We start from the raw sequence: 14,922 nt of genomic DNA, 5'->3' as shown, positions 1-14,922 counted from the left end.
TTAGAATCCCGGAACCTTGGGTACTGAGGAGTTGGTTTAACCTACTTCCCGCCTTCCAAGTAGTTGCCGGGTTTCTGTCCGCAAACACATAACCACACAAAATGGCTCGTATCGCAGGGGTTGATATCCCGGACAACAAGCGCGGCGAAATCGCCCTGACTTACATTTTCGGCATTGGCCGGAGCAATTCTCAGAAGATTCTGGTGAAAGCCGGGGTTGACATCAACAAGAAGGTGAAGGACTGGACCGACGAGGAGTCGGGCGCTATCCGTGCCATCATTGCTGCTGAGCACAAGACGGAAGGCGTGCTGCGCTCGGAAGTAACCACCAACATCAAGCGTTTGATGGACATCGGTTGCTACCGTGGCTTGCGTCACCGCAAGGGTCTACCAGTTCGCGGTCAGCGCACCAAGAACAACTCGCGTACCCGCAAGGGCAAGCGCAAGACGGTAGCCGGCAAGAAGAAGGCAACCAAATAATCTCACACGGGAATCGGCGCTGGCGGCTGCGAGTAATGTACTTGCGCTGCCAGCGCCAACACCTCCCGCATTTTTTGCGATAACCAAATGGCACAAAAAAGAAAAGACAAAGCCAAGAAGCGCGTTGTCGTGGTGGAGCAGGTTGGCCAGGTACACATCCGTGCCTCGTTCAACAACATCATCATCTCCATCACCAATAATAACGGTCAAGTTATTTCGTGGGCTTCGGCTGGCAAAATGGGCTTCCGTGGTTCGAAGAAAAACACGCCCTACGCCGCCCAAATGGCGATGAGCGACTGCGGTAAAGTAGCCCATGACTTGGGCATGCGCAAAGCCGAAGTATTCGTTAAAGGTCCGGGTTCGGGCCGTGAGTCGGCCATCCGCGCCCTCGGCAACGTGGGTATTGAGGTGACCACCATCCGCGACGTAACGCCGCTGCCGCACAACGGCTGCCGCCCCCCCAAGCGTCGTCGCGTTTAGTTTTTCACTTCTGATATTAGATTAAGATGGCACGTTATACCGGCCCTACCTCAAAAATTGCCCGTCGCTTCAACGAGCCGATTTTCGGCCCCGACAAAGCGCTCAACAAGAAAGCCTATCCTCCGGGCCAGCACGGCCGCGGCCGCCGCAAGAAGCAGTCGGAGTACGCTGTCCAGCTGATGGAGAAGCAGAAGGTGAAGTACATGTACGGCATGTTGGAGAAGCAATTCGAAAACCTATTCCACAAAGCAGCGACCATGCCCGGCATCACCGGTGATAACTTGCTTGCTCTGCTGGAAGCCCGTCTGGACAACGCCGTGTACCGTTTGGGTATTGCCTCGACGCGTCGCGCTGCTCGCCAGCTGGTGGGCCACAAGCACATCACCGTTAACGGCGAAGTTGTAAACATTCCTTCGTACCACCTCCGGGCTGGTGACGTGGTGGGTGTTCGCGAGAAGTCGAAGTCGTTGGAAGCTATCAACACGAGCCTCTCGGTTCGCAACTCGCGCCAGTTCTCTTGGTTGGAGTGGGACGGCAAGGAGATGGTTGGTAAGTTCATCAACGCCCCAGCTCGCGAGCTGATTCCGGAGAAAATCACGGAGCAGCTCATCGTCGAATTGTATTCGAAGTAATTAACGCTACTGGTAGCGGCCCGGCAATTTGTCGGGCCGCACTTGTGCTTATACTTCACCTAATTTTTTCAAATTTTTTACGCCCCACATATGTCAATCTTAGCTTTTCAGATGCCGGAGAAAGTGGTTATGGAGAAATCCGACGACTTCACCGGGACGTTTGAATTTAAGCCGCTCGAGAAGGGCTACGGCGTCACCATCGGCAATGCGCTGCGTCGCATTCTGTTGTCGTCGCTGGAGGGTTTCGCCATCACGTCGGTTCGCACGAACAGCGTGTTGCACGAGTTTTCGACCATCGAAGGTGTGATTGAGGACATGTCCGAAATCATCCTGAACCTGAAAATGGTCCGGTTCAAGAAGACCAGCGACGCCATTGCTGATAAAATTACGGTGCGCGTGAAAGGTCAGGAGACCTTTTCGGGCAGCGACATTGGCAAGTTTGCCAGCGGCTTCGAGGTGCTCAACCCCGACCACGTGATTGCGCACATCGACCCCAGCAAAGAGTTGGAGTTCGAATTGACAATTGCTCGTGGCCGTGGCTATGTGCCCGCCGATGAGAACAAGCCGGCTGACCAGGTTTTTGGTCAGATTGCTATCGATGCTATCTACACGCCTATCAAGAACGTGAAGTACAGCATCGAGAACACCCGTGTGGAGCAAAAGACCGACTACGAGAAACTTATCATTGAGATTCAGACCGACGGTTCGATTCATCCGGAGGAAGCACTGAAAGGTGCGGCCAATATCCTCATTCAGCACTTTATGCTGTTCTCTGATAACACGATGACCCTCGAAGGTCCTCGCGTGACCGAAGACGAGCCGATTGATGAGGAAACCATGCAGATGCGCAAGATGCTCAAGACTCCGTTGGAGGACATGGAGCTCAGCGTACGCGCCAAGAACTGCCTCAAAGCTGCCGACATCAAAACGATGGGTGAATTGGTACAGCTCGAAATCGCTGACATGATGAAGTTCCGCAACTTTGGCAAGAAGAGCCTGACTGAGTTGGAGAACCTCGTTGAGGAGCGCGGCCTGGAGTTCGGCATGGACTTGGGCAAGTACCGCCTCGAAGAAGACTAGTCGTAATGGCTGAACCGTTAGAAAGTTGACTGTGTTGCAGTCGGCAGCTAACGGTTCAGCCATTCGCTTTTTAATAAACCTTTATTTTTTACCAGTGCGCCCAAGGGGCAGCGGTTCTAATGAGGCCTTCAAGGCCCGCCGTGGTCGCCGCCCGCAAGCGCACATCTTTTCAAACGTCCAATGAGACACGGAAGAAAAATCAACCACCTGGGCCGGACCACCGCCCACCGTCACGCGATGCTGTCGAACATGGCTTCGTCGCTCATCCTCCACAAGCGCATCACGACTACGGTTGCTAAAGCCAAAGCCCTGCGCAAGTACGTGGAGCCCATGCTGACCAAGTCGAAAGAAGACACCACGCACTCGCGTCGGATGGTTTTTGCCGCGTTGCAGGACAAGGAGTCTATCAAGGAGTTGTTCGGTAACATTTCGAGCAAAATTGCTACCCGCCCCGGTGGCTACACCCGCATTCTGAAGCTGAGCGATACCCGTCTGGGCGATAACGCTGAGATGTGCATCATTGAGCTGGTTGACTTCAACGAAACCCTGCTCGAGGCTAAATCGGCCGCTGCTGAGAAGACTACCACGACCCGTCGTTCGCGCAGCCGTGGTGGTAAGAAAGCTGCTGGCGACGCTGCTACTTCGGCTATCGAAGTAAAAGGCGAAGCGATTGCTCCTGCTGCTGTAGTAGAGACGTCGGCTCCGGCTGATACCGCTACCGAAACCGTTAAAGAAGGCGAAAGCCGCGATGAAGCGAAGGCTGACGAGGCTGGCGCTTAATTAGCATTAACTGTTACGATTGAAAGGGACGCGCCATTAGGTGCGTCCCTTTTTCGTTTTGGTACTTACCGAAATACGTGGTAAGCACCTGAACGAAGAATCAACTTGAGTCCATAGCCCAAGCTTTCAACAACGCACGCGAGTTACTTAGCTGCGCCGGGTTTAGGTTCGCTCCGCTCGGCCGTAGGACGGTCTTTAATGGTGAGGTTGTGCTTATGCCGGCTGATTCGCGTAGGTTTGTAGCTCATTCAACTGTTTTAAAGACGACCTATTATGAGCTTCATTTCGCAAATTCACGCCCGCCAAATTTTTGATTCCCGTGGTAATCCGACCGTCGAGGTCGACGTAACCCTTGATTCTGGGGTAATGGGCCGTGCCGCGGTGCCTTCGGGCGCTAGCACAGGCAAACACGAGGCGGTGGAGCTGCGCGACGAGGATAACTCGAAGTACATGGGTAAGGGTGTACTGAAGGCAGTAGACAATGTGAATTCGCGCATTGCGGAGGAACTGGTGGGCTTCTCTGTATACGAGCAGGCGCTGCTGGACAAGATTATGCTGGAAATGGATGGTACGCCCAACAAAGCTAATCTGGGTGCTAATGCCATTCTGGGCGTGAGCTTGGCAGCCGCACGGGCAGCGGCACTGGATGCCAACATGCCGCTGTACCGCTACGTGGGTGGGGTGGGAGCTTCGACGCTGCCGGTGCCGATGATGAACATCTTGAACGGCGGCTCACACGCCGACAACTCCATTGACTTCCAGGAGTTCATGATTATGCCTACTGGCGCATCGTCGTTTTCAGAAGCGCTGCGTTGGGGCACAGAGATTTTCCATCACCTGAAGAACGTGCTCAAGAAGCAAGGCTTCAGCACGAACGTGGGCGATGAAGGTGGCTTTGCGCCGAACATCAAGTCCAACGAGGAGGCTATCCAGATTGTGTTGCAAGCCATCGAGACGGCTGGCTACCGGCCGGGCGAAGACGTTTTTATTGCCATGGACGCCGCTGTTTCGGAGTTTTACGAGGATGGCATGTACCACTTCAAGAAAAGCACCGGTGATAAACTGACTTCGTCGCAAATGGTGGAGTACTGGGCCGATTGGGTCAAGAAATACCCCATCATCAGCCTGGAGGACGGCATGGACGAGGACGACTGGAGCGGCTGGAAGGCACTCACAGACCGGGTGGGCAAGCAGACGCAGCTAGTGGGCGACGATTTGTTTGTGACCAACGTGGACCGGTTGCAGCGCGGCATCGACGAGGGTATTGCCAATTCCATTCTCATTAAGGTAAACCAGATTGGCACCTTGACGGAGACCATCGCGGCTGTGAATCTGGGCCGTCGCAATGGCTACAAGAGCATCATGAGCCACCGCTCGGGTGAAACGGAGGACAGCACGATAGCCGACCTGGCCGTAGCGTTGAACACCGGCCAGATTAAGACCGGCTCGGCTTCGCGTTCTGACCGCATGGCCAAGTACAACCAATTGCTGCGCATTGAGGAAGAGCTCGGTGAGGTAGCATACTTCCCTGGGAAGAAGATGTAGGTATCGCCAGTAGCAACTGCTATTGGTTCTGATAAAGCCCATTCGATAGCTATCGGATGGGCTTTGTTGTGAAAAACGTCTTGACACTAGAACAAGTCGATGTGGCACGGGGAAGTCTTATACCTTTGGCCCCATCTGCTTTAGCTCAATATTTATTGAGCAAGTTGAGCTTGAGCAAGTTGAGTCATTTTGCTAGCGGCTCAACTTGCTCGACTCACCGTGCACTGTTTATCGCGGAGAAGTATATTCAAGTCAATTGACCATCTCTTTCCGAGGTATATGAAAAAAGTTTTAAGCTGCGCATTATGGGTTCTCCTGTGCTGGTTGCCGTATCGGGTACAGGCCCAAGTAAAGCCGGACCTGGTAATCGTGGCACCATTTAACATCCCTAGCAATGTGCTGAGTGGGGGCATTTATCAGATGTCCGCGGTGATAAAAAACCAAGGAACCAACGGGTCGCAATTCAATTGCATTGGGTATTACTTGTCGGCCGACAACGTGTGGGATGCTACGGATGCGTACATGGGTGCGAGTTGCCAGGCATTGCTATTTCCTGGCCAGTCTGGCACCTGCAGCGTGATGGGCACAATTCCGCCCCTGACGGCTACTGGCAACTATTACTTACTGCTGGTAGCCGACCCGCTAAACGCTGAGCTGGAACTAGACGAGACCAACAATGTAGTTAGCTTCAGCCTGGCCGTTACCAAGGGGAACAGTGCGCTGCCCGACTTGGAGCTGTGGCGCCCTTCGATTTCATTCGATGCGGTGCCGGCTGGCGGGAGCACGGGGGCGTTTACGTTCATCTTTAACCGAGGCCCGGGCGCGGTTGGAGGCTACGAACTTGGATTTTATTTGTCGGCCGATACCGTGTTTTCGGCTGGTAATGATGTGTTTCTAGGGCTTGTTACCGGAGGTGGGCTTGTGTTGAATAACGGCACCATACACTCGGCACCCGTGCTCACGGTCCCGGGCTCGACGGTCCCGGGGAATTACTACCTGCTGCTAGTGGCTGACCCGCGTAATGCGGTGGCGGAATCAAACGAGAACAACAATTCGCGCGCCCTGGCCTTGCGCGTAACGGGGGCTATAACGGCAGTTACGCCCAGTGCCGCTACAGAAATGAGCGTGTATCCTAATCCCGTAGCTCTCGGCGGCCGCCTTGGCGTGTATTTGAATGGCGCCGAAAATGGCAAACCATTGCAGCTAGCTTTCTACGATGCCCTGGGGCGGGAAGTGTCCCTCAGTAAGTCAATTGCTACGGGCCGGCAAGTGGCTTTTGACACTCCGGACTTGCCAGCGGGCGTATATTGGCTGCGAGTAGTGGGAGATAATGCGACTGCTACGCGCCGGCTAGTGATAGAATAGCCCAACGGATTTAACGGATATAGGAAACTCTTGCTGCCTAGGCTAGCGGAGTATTCGGCTATGAATAAGCTGCTTTTTATGAAGCAGATGCTTAGAGGTTGGTTCGGCTATAGGAAGCTAAGCGTGCTAGTCCAGTATCTTTACCCTGATGCAACTACCTTCTTTTGTTAGTCCGGTTCTGCGCGTTGTCCGCAGCTTTTATTTCCTTACGGGCATGGGCTTTTTAGTCTGGATGTTGGTTTTTGATGCCAACGATTTGGGCAAGCAGTTTGACATCTACCAGAAGTGGAAGGAGCTACGCAACGAGAAGCAGTATTACCTCGATAACATTGAGGTAGTGAAGCGGGAGCGGGCAGAGCTGATGAGCTCGCCGGCCCTGCTCGAAAAATTTGCACGGGAAAAGTACCTGATGAAGCGCCCCGGAGAGGACGTATTTGTGCTGGTGCCCGCGACAGTAGAATAAAGCAGTTCAACTTGGCAGAACAAAGCTGCTCATTGCCTGCCCAATGCATCGGTAACTGAGCTGCTTGGGCTGCTGCCGCTTAATTTTGGCCATGCAAGAATTTGTCAGTCGCGGGCCAGGATTTCTATGGGCCCAGCAGCCGCGGCTGAAGGCATTAAGCTTGGCGCTGGCAACATTGGCGCTGGTGATAGGGGGAAGCGCAGCCCAACAGCCGGCCCCGGCACCAAAGACCGCGAAGTTGAGCCAAGGGCAGGTGGCGTGGCAGTTTCTGCGCGCAGTGCTGCGGGCTAACTACACGGCCGCTTATGCGCGGCTGGCGCCGGAAATGCACCGAGCCGTGAGCCTCGAACGCTTCGAAGCAGCGGCGCGGCCCATCTGGAAAACCGGGCAGCGGCACGGGCAGCAAATTGAGCTGTATAAGCTCGGGGTACGGCTCGGCGCGGGCGGTTCCTCGCGTATGTTTTATGCGTTTACATTCGCGTCGGATTCGGCCTCAAAATCGCCATCGGCGGTGCTGGAGGTCACTTTTCGAGACACTACCGCCCGCACCGTGCTGGGATTTGCCCAGCGCTTGGCGCCGCCGGCCACACCCAAACGCCCTCGCAAGCCATCAGGCCGCAACGGCAGCGGCAGCAGACGCTGACGACACGCGGGACTTCTCGTAGAAGCGCTGCAGGCCCACGGCCAGCCAAAACGCCACCATCACGCGAGGTTCCTGCCAGAAATCCTGGGTGAGGGAGTGTAGCAGGAAAAACAAAAAGTACACGGTGAAGCCTACGCGGCCGGGGGTGCGACTCCAGCGGAAGGCCCACCGCAGCTGCCGCCACACCAGATACCCCAGCAGCATCACGCCCGTGGCAAAGCCCAGCGCGCCGGCCTCTACCAGCCAATCCAGATACAGGTTGTGGGCATTCATGCGCCGCAGGGTGGTGTAATACGTGGGGTGGGAAGGCGAATGCCGCACGAAATCGAGGTAGCGGTCGGGAAAGGTGCCCGGGCCTACGCCCACCACCGGCTCCTGCTGGTAGAGGTCAATGCTGAACAGCCAGCGGCTCTTGCGCTCGGCATTGGATTCGTTGGCTGGCGAGAAGTCGCTTACAGAGCTGAGCTCGTGCAGCAGCTGGGGGTCGGAGGGCTGTGAGACGTTGGGGTGCACGCCTTCGACTGCCTGCCAGGCAGCCAGAACGAGCAGGCCCGATACTGCCCAGGGCAGCAGGATGCGGCGCCCTATCGTCCAGCCGGCATTGGCGAGCAAGAGCAGGGCCTGGGCTGAAAGGGACACATAAGACGCCCGCGAATAAGAAAAGGCCACCACCATGAGCACGCCCGTGAGCACCGCCGTGGTCAGCACGCGGACCCGTGTGCGCTGCATAAACGGATGGTACAGCAGCGCGAGATTGAGCAGAAGCACCAGCGGCTCCAGCATCACCGTGAGGTTGGTGTGAGCGTGCTCCAGGAAGGGCTGAGCAATGGTGTAGGAAAGCTGATAGGAGATGCCCTGCAACACCTGCTGGGTGAGCACATATGCTACCAACACCACCGTGCCCGCTGCAATAGCGGCCACCGCCCGCATCCATTCGCCTCGCTGCAGGCGCAGCACGCGGGGCACGCCATAGGCAAAGGCCACGTAGAGCACCATAGTGGCCAGGTACTTCACCGACACAATGGGGGCATCCGAAAACACCGTGGCTAGCAGCAACGCCCCAAAATGCAGCCCAATAAGCTTGTCGAGTTTCTGGGTTTTATTGGGCCAAGGCAGGTGGACGGAAAGCAGGCCCACTCCGAGCACGCCCACGGTGAGCAGCATCAGGGGCTCAGAAACCATCAGCATCCCAAAATGCCACTGTCCCGACAACCAGTTTACGGACAAGGGCACGCTAAACAGCGCACCGTAAAACAGCAGCAACAGCCGCGAACGGAAACGAGAAGGATTCATGCGGAAAGGAAGAGGACACGCCTATACATGGCGTACGCAGACAAGCCGCTAACCGATTTTTTTTCCGGCCATGGCTTGCTGAATGGAGATGTTCATCACGCGCTCGGCGTAGGGGCGGGTGAGTTCGTCGAGCTCGTCCATGGCCTTGAGGATGGGGTCGCGCTCGGTGCCGGCCAGGGCGGTACGCAGGCGCTCGACCTGGGCTTCGGTGGCGGTCAGCTCCTCTTCGGTGAGGTGCTGACGGTTTTTCTTGGTGAAGTTACCCACTTGGTAGAGCAACTGCTCGGCAGCAGTACGGGCCTCGATGAGCAGGCGGGCCGACACGTCTTCTTTCGCGTGCACCAGCGAGTCCATCAGCATTTGCTCCACCTGCTCGTCGGTCAGGCCGTACTGGGGCTTGATTTCGACCTGCTGGCGCGTGTTGGAGCGCAGCTCAATGGCCTCTACTTGCAGAATGCCATCGGCATTGAGCAGGAAGTTAACGTCGACTTTGGGCAGGCCGGCGGGCATGGCCGGAATGCCGCGCAAGGTGAATTCGCCGAGCTTGCGGTTCTGGCTCACCAGGTCGCGCTCGCCTTGGTACACGGCGATTTTCAGGTTCACCTGGCCGTCCACACTGGTGGTGTACTGGCGGCCGGCTTTGGTGGGGATTTTGGAATTGCGCGGGATGATGGGGTCGAGCAGGCCGCCCAGCGTTTCGATGCCCAAGGTGAGCGGCGTCACGTCGAGCAGGAGCACGTCGCGCCGGTTGCCGGCCAGGATGTCGGCCTGAATGGCGGCGCCCAGCGCCACCACTTCGTCGGGGTTAAGGGAATTGTTGGCCGGCTGGTCGAAGAATTCCGATACGGCGTCGTACACCAGCGGTACCCGCGTGGAGCCGCCCACCAGCAGTACGGCGTCCAGGTCGGAAGCGGCCAGGGTGGAATCTGCAAGGGCCTGGCGGCAGGCCGCAATGGTGCGGTCCACCAGCGGGCGAATCAGGTCGTTGAACTGCGCGCGGGTGAGCGTAACGGGGAATACTTGCCCGGCTTCGTCGGTGAGCTGGGTCGTGAAGTCATCGTGCTGGCTGAGGTACTTCTTGGCCATTTCGGCGGCCAGGCGCAACTGCTGCTGCAGGTGTGGGTTGGTTTGGAAGGTGGCGGGCAGCTGGAAGGTGGTGGTCCAGTGCTCGGCAACTACCCGGTCCAGGTCGTCGCCGCCGAGGTAGGTGTCGCCGTTGGTGCTCAGCACTTCAAAAATGCCCTGCTGAATGCGCAGAATGCTGATGTCGAAGGTGCCGCCGCCCAAGTCGTACACGGCCACGGTTTTCTCGTCGCTGGGGTCGAGGCCGATGCCGTATGCCAGGGCGGCCGCGGTGGGCTCGTTTACTATGCGCAGCACCTCCAGGCCGGCCAGGCGGCCAGCGTCGCGGGTGGCCTGGCGCTGCGAGTCGTTGAAATACGCCGGCACCGTAATCACGGCGCGGTTCACGGGTGTTTTGAGGGCGTGCTCGGCGCGGGCGCGCAGCTCTTTCAGGATATCGGCCGACAGCTCAATGGGCGAGTAAAACCGGTCGTCGACGCGGATTTTGACTAAGCCTTCGGAGTTGTCGTCGATGACCTTGTAGCCTAACTGTTCGGCGTGGTTGCCGAGGTCGCGGTAGCTTTTGCCCAGCAGGCGCTTCACCGAGTAAATGGTGCGCTGGGGGTCGGTGAGCAGGAATTCGCGGGCCTCGGTGCCCACCACGGGCTCGCCGCCATCGGCGGGGAAGTGCACCACCGAGGGCACGATGGTGCCGCGCCCCTGGTCGTTGATGGCCAGCGGCTGGCGGGTGTCGGGGTGCACGTAGGCCACCAGGCTGTTGGTGGTGCCCAGGTCAATGCCGACGATGATTTCTTCTTGCTGGAACGTGCCGGTGGCAAGGTTGATAGCTACAGTAGCCATAGTTGCACGGAGCCAACGATTCCGCAAGCCCCCATAAGTAACGGGTAATTGGCAAATGCTTGCCTAAAAAGGATGTACAAAAGTAGTTTATAAACAGGCTTGGGCAGGAGCGAAGGGTAGCCGTGGCGCTGGTGAATACAACTGCTGAGATTATCGATAAATGACAAAATTTTATAAATAAAATTTATAAACAAATGCAAATCCAGCCTTTTTATAAAACCGTAAATTTATGGTAATGAGATACATATATAACCACAGCTGTAACACCGGGTTGGGTGAACGTGCGCCTCCTACATGTAGCAGTCTTTGAATATTTCAGTTTCTGCCCGCTGCTTAACGCGCTATCCCTATTTTCTCACTTACCCATATTTCTATGAAGAACCTGCTTACCAACCCCCTGTTGCAGATTGCGTTTTTTGCAACCTCGGTAGGGGGGATGCTCGCCTGGAGTGGCCAGCACAACACGCTGGAGGCCTCGAGCCACCGCGAAGCCCCGCGCATTGCCGACGACCCGCTGGCTGATAACACCGACGTCTACGCCTTCCGCAGCCCCGACGCGCCGGCCAACGACGCCAACGCCACGGTCACCATCATCGCCGATTACATTCCCTTTGAACTGCCGCAGGGCGGCCCCACCTATTACACGTTCGGTGAAAATATTCAATACGATATCCACGTCAAGAACAACCCGACTAGTACCGGCGACGACATTATCTACCGCTTTACCTTCACCCGCACCAACGAGGACCCTTCCACATTCTTCCGCGTGCGGTTGGGCAAAGAAAATTTGCGGACCTTCTACTCGTTGGATGAAATTCGGGGCGGTGCCACCACCCGGCTGCTGAGTTCGGTGCCCGTGCCGGCCCCCAACATCGGGCCCCGCTCCATTGAGTCGCCGGTTGGGCTGAACCAAACCAATGGCTACGCAGCTTACCAGCGGCGGCACATTCAGCAGCTAAGCAACGGCATGAAAGTGTTTTGTGGCCAGACCGACGACCCGTTTTTTACCGACATTGGGGCCATTTTTGACCTGGGTAGCGTGCGGGGCCGTGGCAAAGCCCGCGACGGCCTGGCCCGCTTCAACACCCACGCCATTGCGATGCAAATTCCGGTGCGGCTGCTGGCCAGAACCGGCGCCAATCTGACGGCGGCCACCAATATTCTGGATTCCAACTACATCATCGGCGTGTGGGCGTCGGCCAATCGGCAGGCGCTGCGCACCATCGTCAACGGGTCGGATGTGCAATCGGGCAATTTCGTGCAGGTCTCGCGCCTGGGCATGCCCCTCACCAACGAGGTAATCCAGCCGATTGGGCTGAAAGACGAATGGAACTCGGCCACGCCCTTTGGCACGCCGCTGCCCGCGGCCGGCTCCCAGCAGTTCCGCTTCGACGAAAACCTTATGAACCCCGAGCTGGGCCTGTACGTGGCCGACAACGCGCCCAGAAACGGGGCCGCGCCCAAGCCGGCCGGGCAGACCTATTTCGGCGAGGCCGTGCCCGGCCTCAGCCCGCTGCGCGTGCAAACCCGGTCGCTGGCGGGGCTGCTGCCTTCGGTGCCCAATGGGTTCGACTTCCGCAACGGGGCCAATGGCCTGGCGGGGCTGGCTGGCTCTTCGGCGGTGGCGGGCACGGCGCTGGCCCCGATAGCGGCCGGTGGGTTTGGCGAATTTCTGCTGCGCCCGGGCAAGCCGCGTTCGGTGGACTTGCTGCCCATTTTCCACACGGGCGTGCCCAACCTGCGGCCGTACCAGCTGGCCACGGGCAAAAACGGCAACCCGTTGGCGGCCGGCAAGCCGTTCATCAACAACTTCCTGCCCACCTTTGGCGACATGCTGCGCCTGAACATGGCCGTGCCCCCCACGCCCCGTAACTCGCCCGACTTCAGCTCCGAGGGCCTGCTGGCCGCGGCGGTGCTGGGCCTGACCGACCCGCGTTTCAATAGCAGCCCGGCGCTGCAGTTTATTCCGAACATGGACGGCTTCCCCAACGGGCGCCGCCTAGAAGACGACGTGACCCGCATCGAGCTGCAGGCCGTGGGCGGCGTGGTGCTGGCCGCCATCGGCCTGTGGTACGACGACTACGTGGTGGGCCGCAGCCCGAGCCCGCTCACCCCGCAATTGCTGCGGGTGCTGAATTTTACCACCAATGTGGAGCAGAACGATAAGGCCTTTCGTGGGGCTTTTCCTTACTTGCCCATTCCGTGGAACGGGCTCGAAGGCGGCGACCTCGCCCGGCGGAACACGGGGTATCTGGGCAACGGCAACGGGGCCGGCGGCTTAAACATGCAGCCCAGCCTGATTGTGGTGAATTGCTACCCCAACCCCTTCGCCGACCGCACGACGTTCTTCTTTAACCTGGCGTTTGCTACCAACGTGACCATCGTCGTAACCGACGTGATATCGGGCCACCAAGTAGCTACCGTGGTTGCGGGCACAAGTTGCGCCGCCGGCACCAACCAGGTAGTATGGCAGCCGGGCAACAACGTCCGCCCCGGCCAATACAATGTGACGCTGTACAGCGGCAATACGGTGCTGGCCTCGGCGCGAATTGAGCGGCAATAAGAACAGATTGAGCTATCTAAAAAGCCGTCCGCCGGTCTGGAACTGCACCGGCGGGCGGCATCTTTCAGAGGCTGCTGCACCATGTGCAATGGGGCTGGTCCAATATGCCCACTGCATAGCTCGCTGCGATGATAATGTTGCAGTAAAAGCTGAAGTACTTTGAGATAATGGCACTATTGCAGCGGTTTTGATGACTGATTTTCATGAATGCGTTGACATTATTATAAAATTATTGACAAGTTTAAAAACTGGTCAAAGGGAATATTCGTAGGTAAGTAAAGAGGGCGCTATCTCGTTGCAAGCCAAAGATTTTAGCTGATTTCCGGCGTGCTGCCCGCATCGCTCTGTGTTGTTCATTTTTTTCACCTACAGCCCTTTTCATTCTTATGAAAAACCTGTTTACTCGTCCTCTCTTCCACGTTGCTCTGCTCGCAACGTCGATAGGGGGAATGCTCGCCTGGAGTGGCCAGCATAACACGCTGGAGGCCTCAAGCCACCGCGAAGCTCCCCTCATCGCCGACGACCCGCTGGCCGACAATACCGACCTCTACGCGTTCCGCAGCCCGGATGCGGCGGCCAACGACGCCAACGCCACGGTGACCATCATTGCCAACTACATACCGTTGGAGCTGCCCCAGGGCGGACCTATTTACAACACCTTCGGCGAGAATATCCAATACGATATCCACGTCAAGAACGACGCGACTACCACCGGCGACGACATTATCTACCGCTTTACCTTCACCCGCACCAACGAAGACGGTTCCACTTTCTTTCGGGTGCGCTTGGGCAAGGAAAACCAGAAGACTACCTACCGCCTGGATGTAATCCGGGGCGGCAACACCACCAATCTGGTGCAGGCGGGCACGGTGCCGGCGCCGAACATTGGCCCCCGGTCCATTGAAGGCGCGGCGGGGCTCAACAAAACAACCGGCTACACGGCCTACATGGCCAGTGCCGTGCAGACGCTCAGCAACGGTATGAAGGTGTTCTGTGGGCCTACGGACGACCCTTTCTTTACGGACCTGGGCGCCATCTTCGATTTGGGTGGGGTGCGCGGCCCGCAAACGCCCACGGGCAACAACAACGGCACTGCCCGCGACGGCTTGGCCCGCAAGAATACCCACGCCATTGCTCTGCAAATCCCGGTGCGCCTGCTGGCTAAAACCGGAGCCGATTTGACGGCCGCTACCAACATTCTGGATTCTAACTACATCATCGGGGTGTGGGCTTCGGCCAGTCGCCAGTCGCTGCGTACCATCAACACCGACGGCACCCAGACGCATTCGGGCAACTTCGTGCAGGTATCGCGCCTGGGCATGCCGCTCACCAACGAAGTAGTGCAGCCCATTGGGCTGAAAGACGAGTGGAACTCGGCCACGCCCTTTGGCACGCCGCTGCCCGCGGCCGGCACCCAGCAGTTCCGCTTCGACGAGAACCTGATGAACCCCGAACTGGGCTTGTACCTGGCCGATAACACGCCGGTGAACGGCGCGGCGGCCAAGCCCACCGGCCAGACCTACTACGGCGAGGCCGTGCCCGGCCTGCGCCCCCTGCGCATCCAGTCCAAGTCGCTGGCCGGTGCGGCTGGCCTGCCGCCTGCGGGCTTTGACTTCCGCAACGGGGCCAATGGCCTGGCGGGCCTAGTCGGCAACGCGGCCCTCAACGGCACCGCG

13 protein-coding genes are annotated in these 14,922 nt (G+C 57.8%); 11 read left to right on the top strand and 2 right to left on the bottom strand.

The window, feature by feature from the left end:
• Nucleotides 1-101: 101 nt before the first annotated feature.
• The 9 genes from rpsM (at nt 102) to LJ738_RS14505 (ending at nt 7,467) form a co-directional block, all read left to right on the top strand.
• Nucleotides 102-479 (top strand): 30S ribosomal protein S13, encoded by a 378-nt coding sequence (gene rpsM / locus LJ738_RS14545; RefSeq protein ID WP_046246596.1) that lies wholly within the window; start codon nt 102-104, stop codon nt 477-479.
• 87 nt (nt 480-566) lie between these two features.
• Nucleotides 567-959 carry a 30S ribosomal protein S11 gene (gene rpsK / locus LJ738_RS14540; RefSeq protein WP_035567868.1) on the top strand — a complete coding sequence of 131 codons (393 nt, stop codon included), beginning with the start codon at nt 567-569 and terminating at the stop codon, nt 957-959.
• Nucleotides 960-985: 26 nt separating this feature from the next.
• Nucleotides 986-1,591 (top strand): 30S ribosomal protein S4, encoded by a 606-nt coding sequence (rpsD, locus tag LJ738_RS14535; protein WP_068191757.1) that lies wholly within the window; start codon nt 986-988, stop codon nt 1,589-1,591.
• A gap of 90 nt (nt 1,592-1,681) precedes the next feature.
• Nucleotides 1,682-2,671 (top strand): DNA-directed RNA polymerase subunit alpha, encoded by a 990-nt coding sequence (locus LJ738_RS14530; RefSeq protein WP_227787148.1) that lies wholly within the window; start codon nt 1,682-1,684, stop codon nt 2,669-2,671.
• Between the two features lie 180 nt (nt 2,672-2,851).
• Nucleotides 2,852-3,451, top strand: coding sequence for a 50S ribosomal protein L17 (gene rplQ, locus LJ738_RS14525; protein WP_227787147.1), 600 nt, complete (start codon nt 2,852-2,854; stop codon nt 3,449-3,451).
• 273 nt (nt 3,452-3,724) lie between these two features.
• Nucleotides 3,725-4,996 (top strand): phosphopyruvate hydratase, encoded by a 1,272-nt coding sequence (gene eno / locus LJ738_RS14520; RefSeq protein WP_227787146.1) that lies wholly within the window; start codon nt 3,725-3,727, stop codon nt 4,994-4,996.
• Nucleotides 4,997-5,275: 279 nt separating this feature from the next.
• On the top strand, nt 5,276-6,361 hold the full coding sequence (locus LJ738_RS14515; RefSeq protein ID WP_227787145.1) for a T9SS type A sorting domain-containing protein: 1,086 nt from the start codon (nt 5,276-5,278) through the stop codon (nt 6,359-6,361).
• A 214-nt stretch (nt 6,362-6,575) separates the two neighbouring features.
• Entirely contained in the window at nt 6,576-6,824 is a 249-nt protein-coding gene (locus tag LJ738_RS14510) for an FtsB family cell division protein (RefSeq protein ID WP_227787144.1), read from the top strand.
• A gap of 91 nt (nt 6,825-6,915) precedes the next feature.
• A complete protein-coding gene (locus tag LJ738_RS14505; RefSeq protein ID WP_227787143.1) occupies nt 6,916-7,467 on the top strand; it encodes a hypothetical protein in 552 nt (183 codons plus the stop codon).
• On the opposite strand, the gene LJ738_RS14500 is transcribed toward LJ738_RS14505, so the two are convergent.
• Nucleotides 7,435-8,760 carry an O-antigen ligase family protein gene (locus LJ738_RS14500; protein ID WP_227787142.1) on the bottom strand — a complete coding sequence of 442 codons (1,326 nt, stop codon included), beginning with the start codon at nt 8,758-8,760 and terminating at the stop codon, nt 7,435-7,437. The two genes, LJ738_RS14505 and LJ738_RS14500, sit on opposite strands and share 33 nt — an antisense overlap.
• A gap of 48 nt (nt 8,761-8,808) precedes the next feature.
• On the bottom strand, nt 8,809-10,683 hold the full coding sequence (gene hscA, locus LJ738_RS14495) for a Fe-S protein assembly chaperone HscA (RefSeq protein ID WP_227787141.1): 1,875 nt from the start codon (nt 10,681-10,683) through the stop codon (nt 8,809-8,811).
• Between the two features lie 373 nt (nt 10,684-11,056).
• Between hscA and LJ738_RS14490 the strand changes: the two genes are divergently transcribed.
• Together LJ738_RS14490 and LJ738_RS14485 are read left to right on the top strand one after the other, a co-directional pair.
• Nucleotides 11,057-13,246, top strand: a complete 2,190-nt coding sequence (locus tag LJ738_RS14490; RefSeq protein ID WP_227787140.1) for a DUF4331 domain-containing protein — start codon at nt 11,057-11,059, stop codon at nt 13,244-13,246.
• A 386-nt stretch (nt 13,247-13,632) separates the two neighbouring features.
• On the top strand, nt 13,633-14,922 hold a 1,290-nt coding region (locus LJ738_RS14485), incomplete at its 3' end, for a DUF4331 domain-containing protein (protein WP_227787139.1).

The organism is Hymenobacter plasmatis, from assembly GCF_020711255.1.
Lineage (GTDB): Bacteria > Bacteroidota > Bacteroidia > Cytophagales > Hymenobacteraceae > Hymenobacter.
The sequence above is the reverse complement of the archived record's forward strand: the minus strand, read 5'-3'. Positions and strand labels throughout refer to the sequence as shown.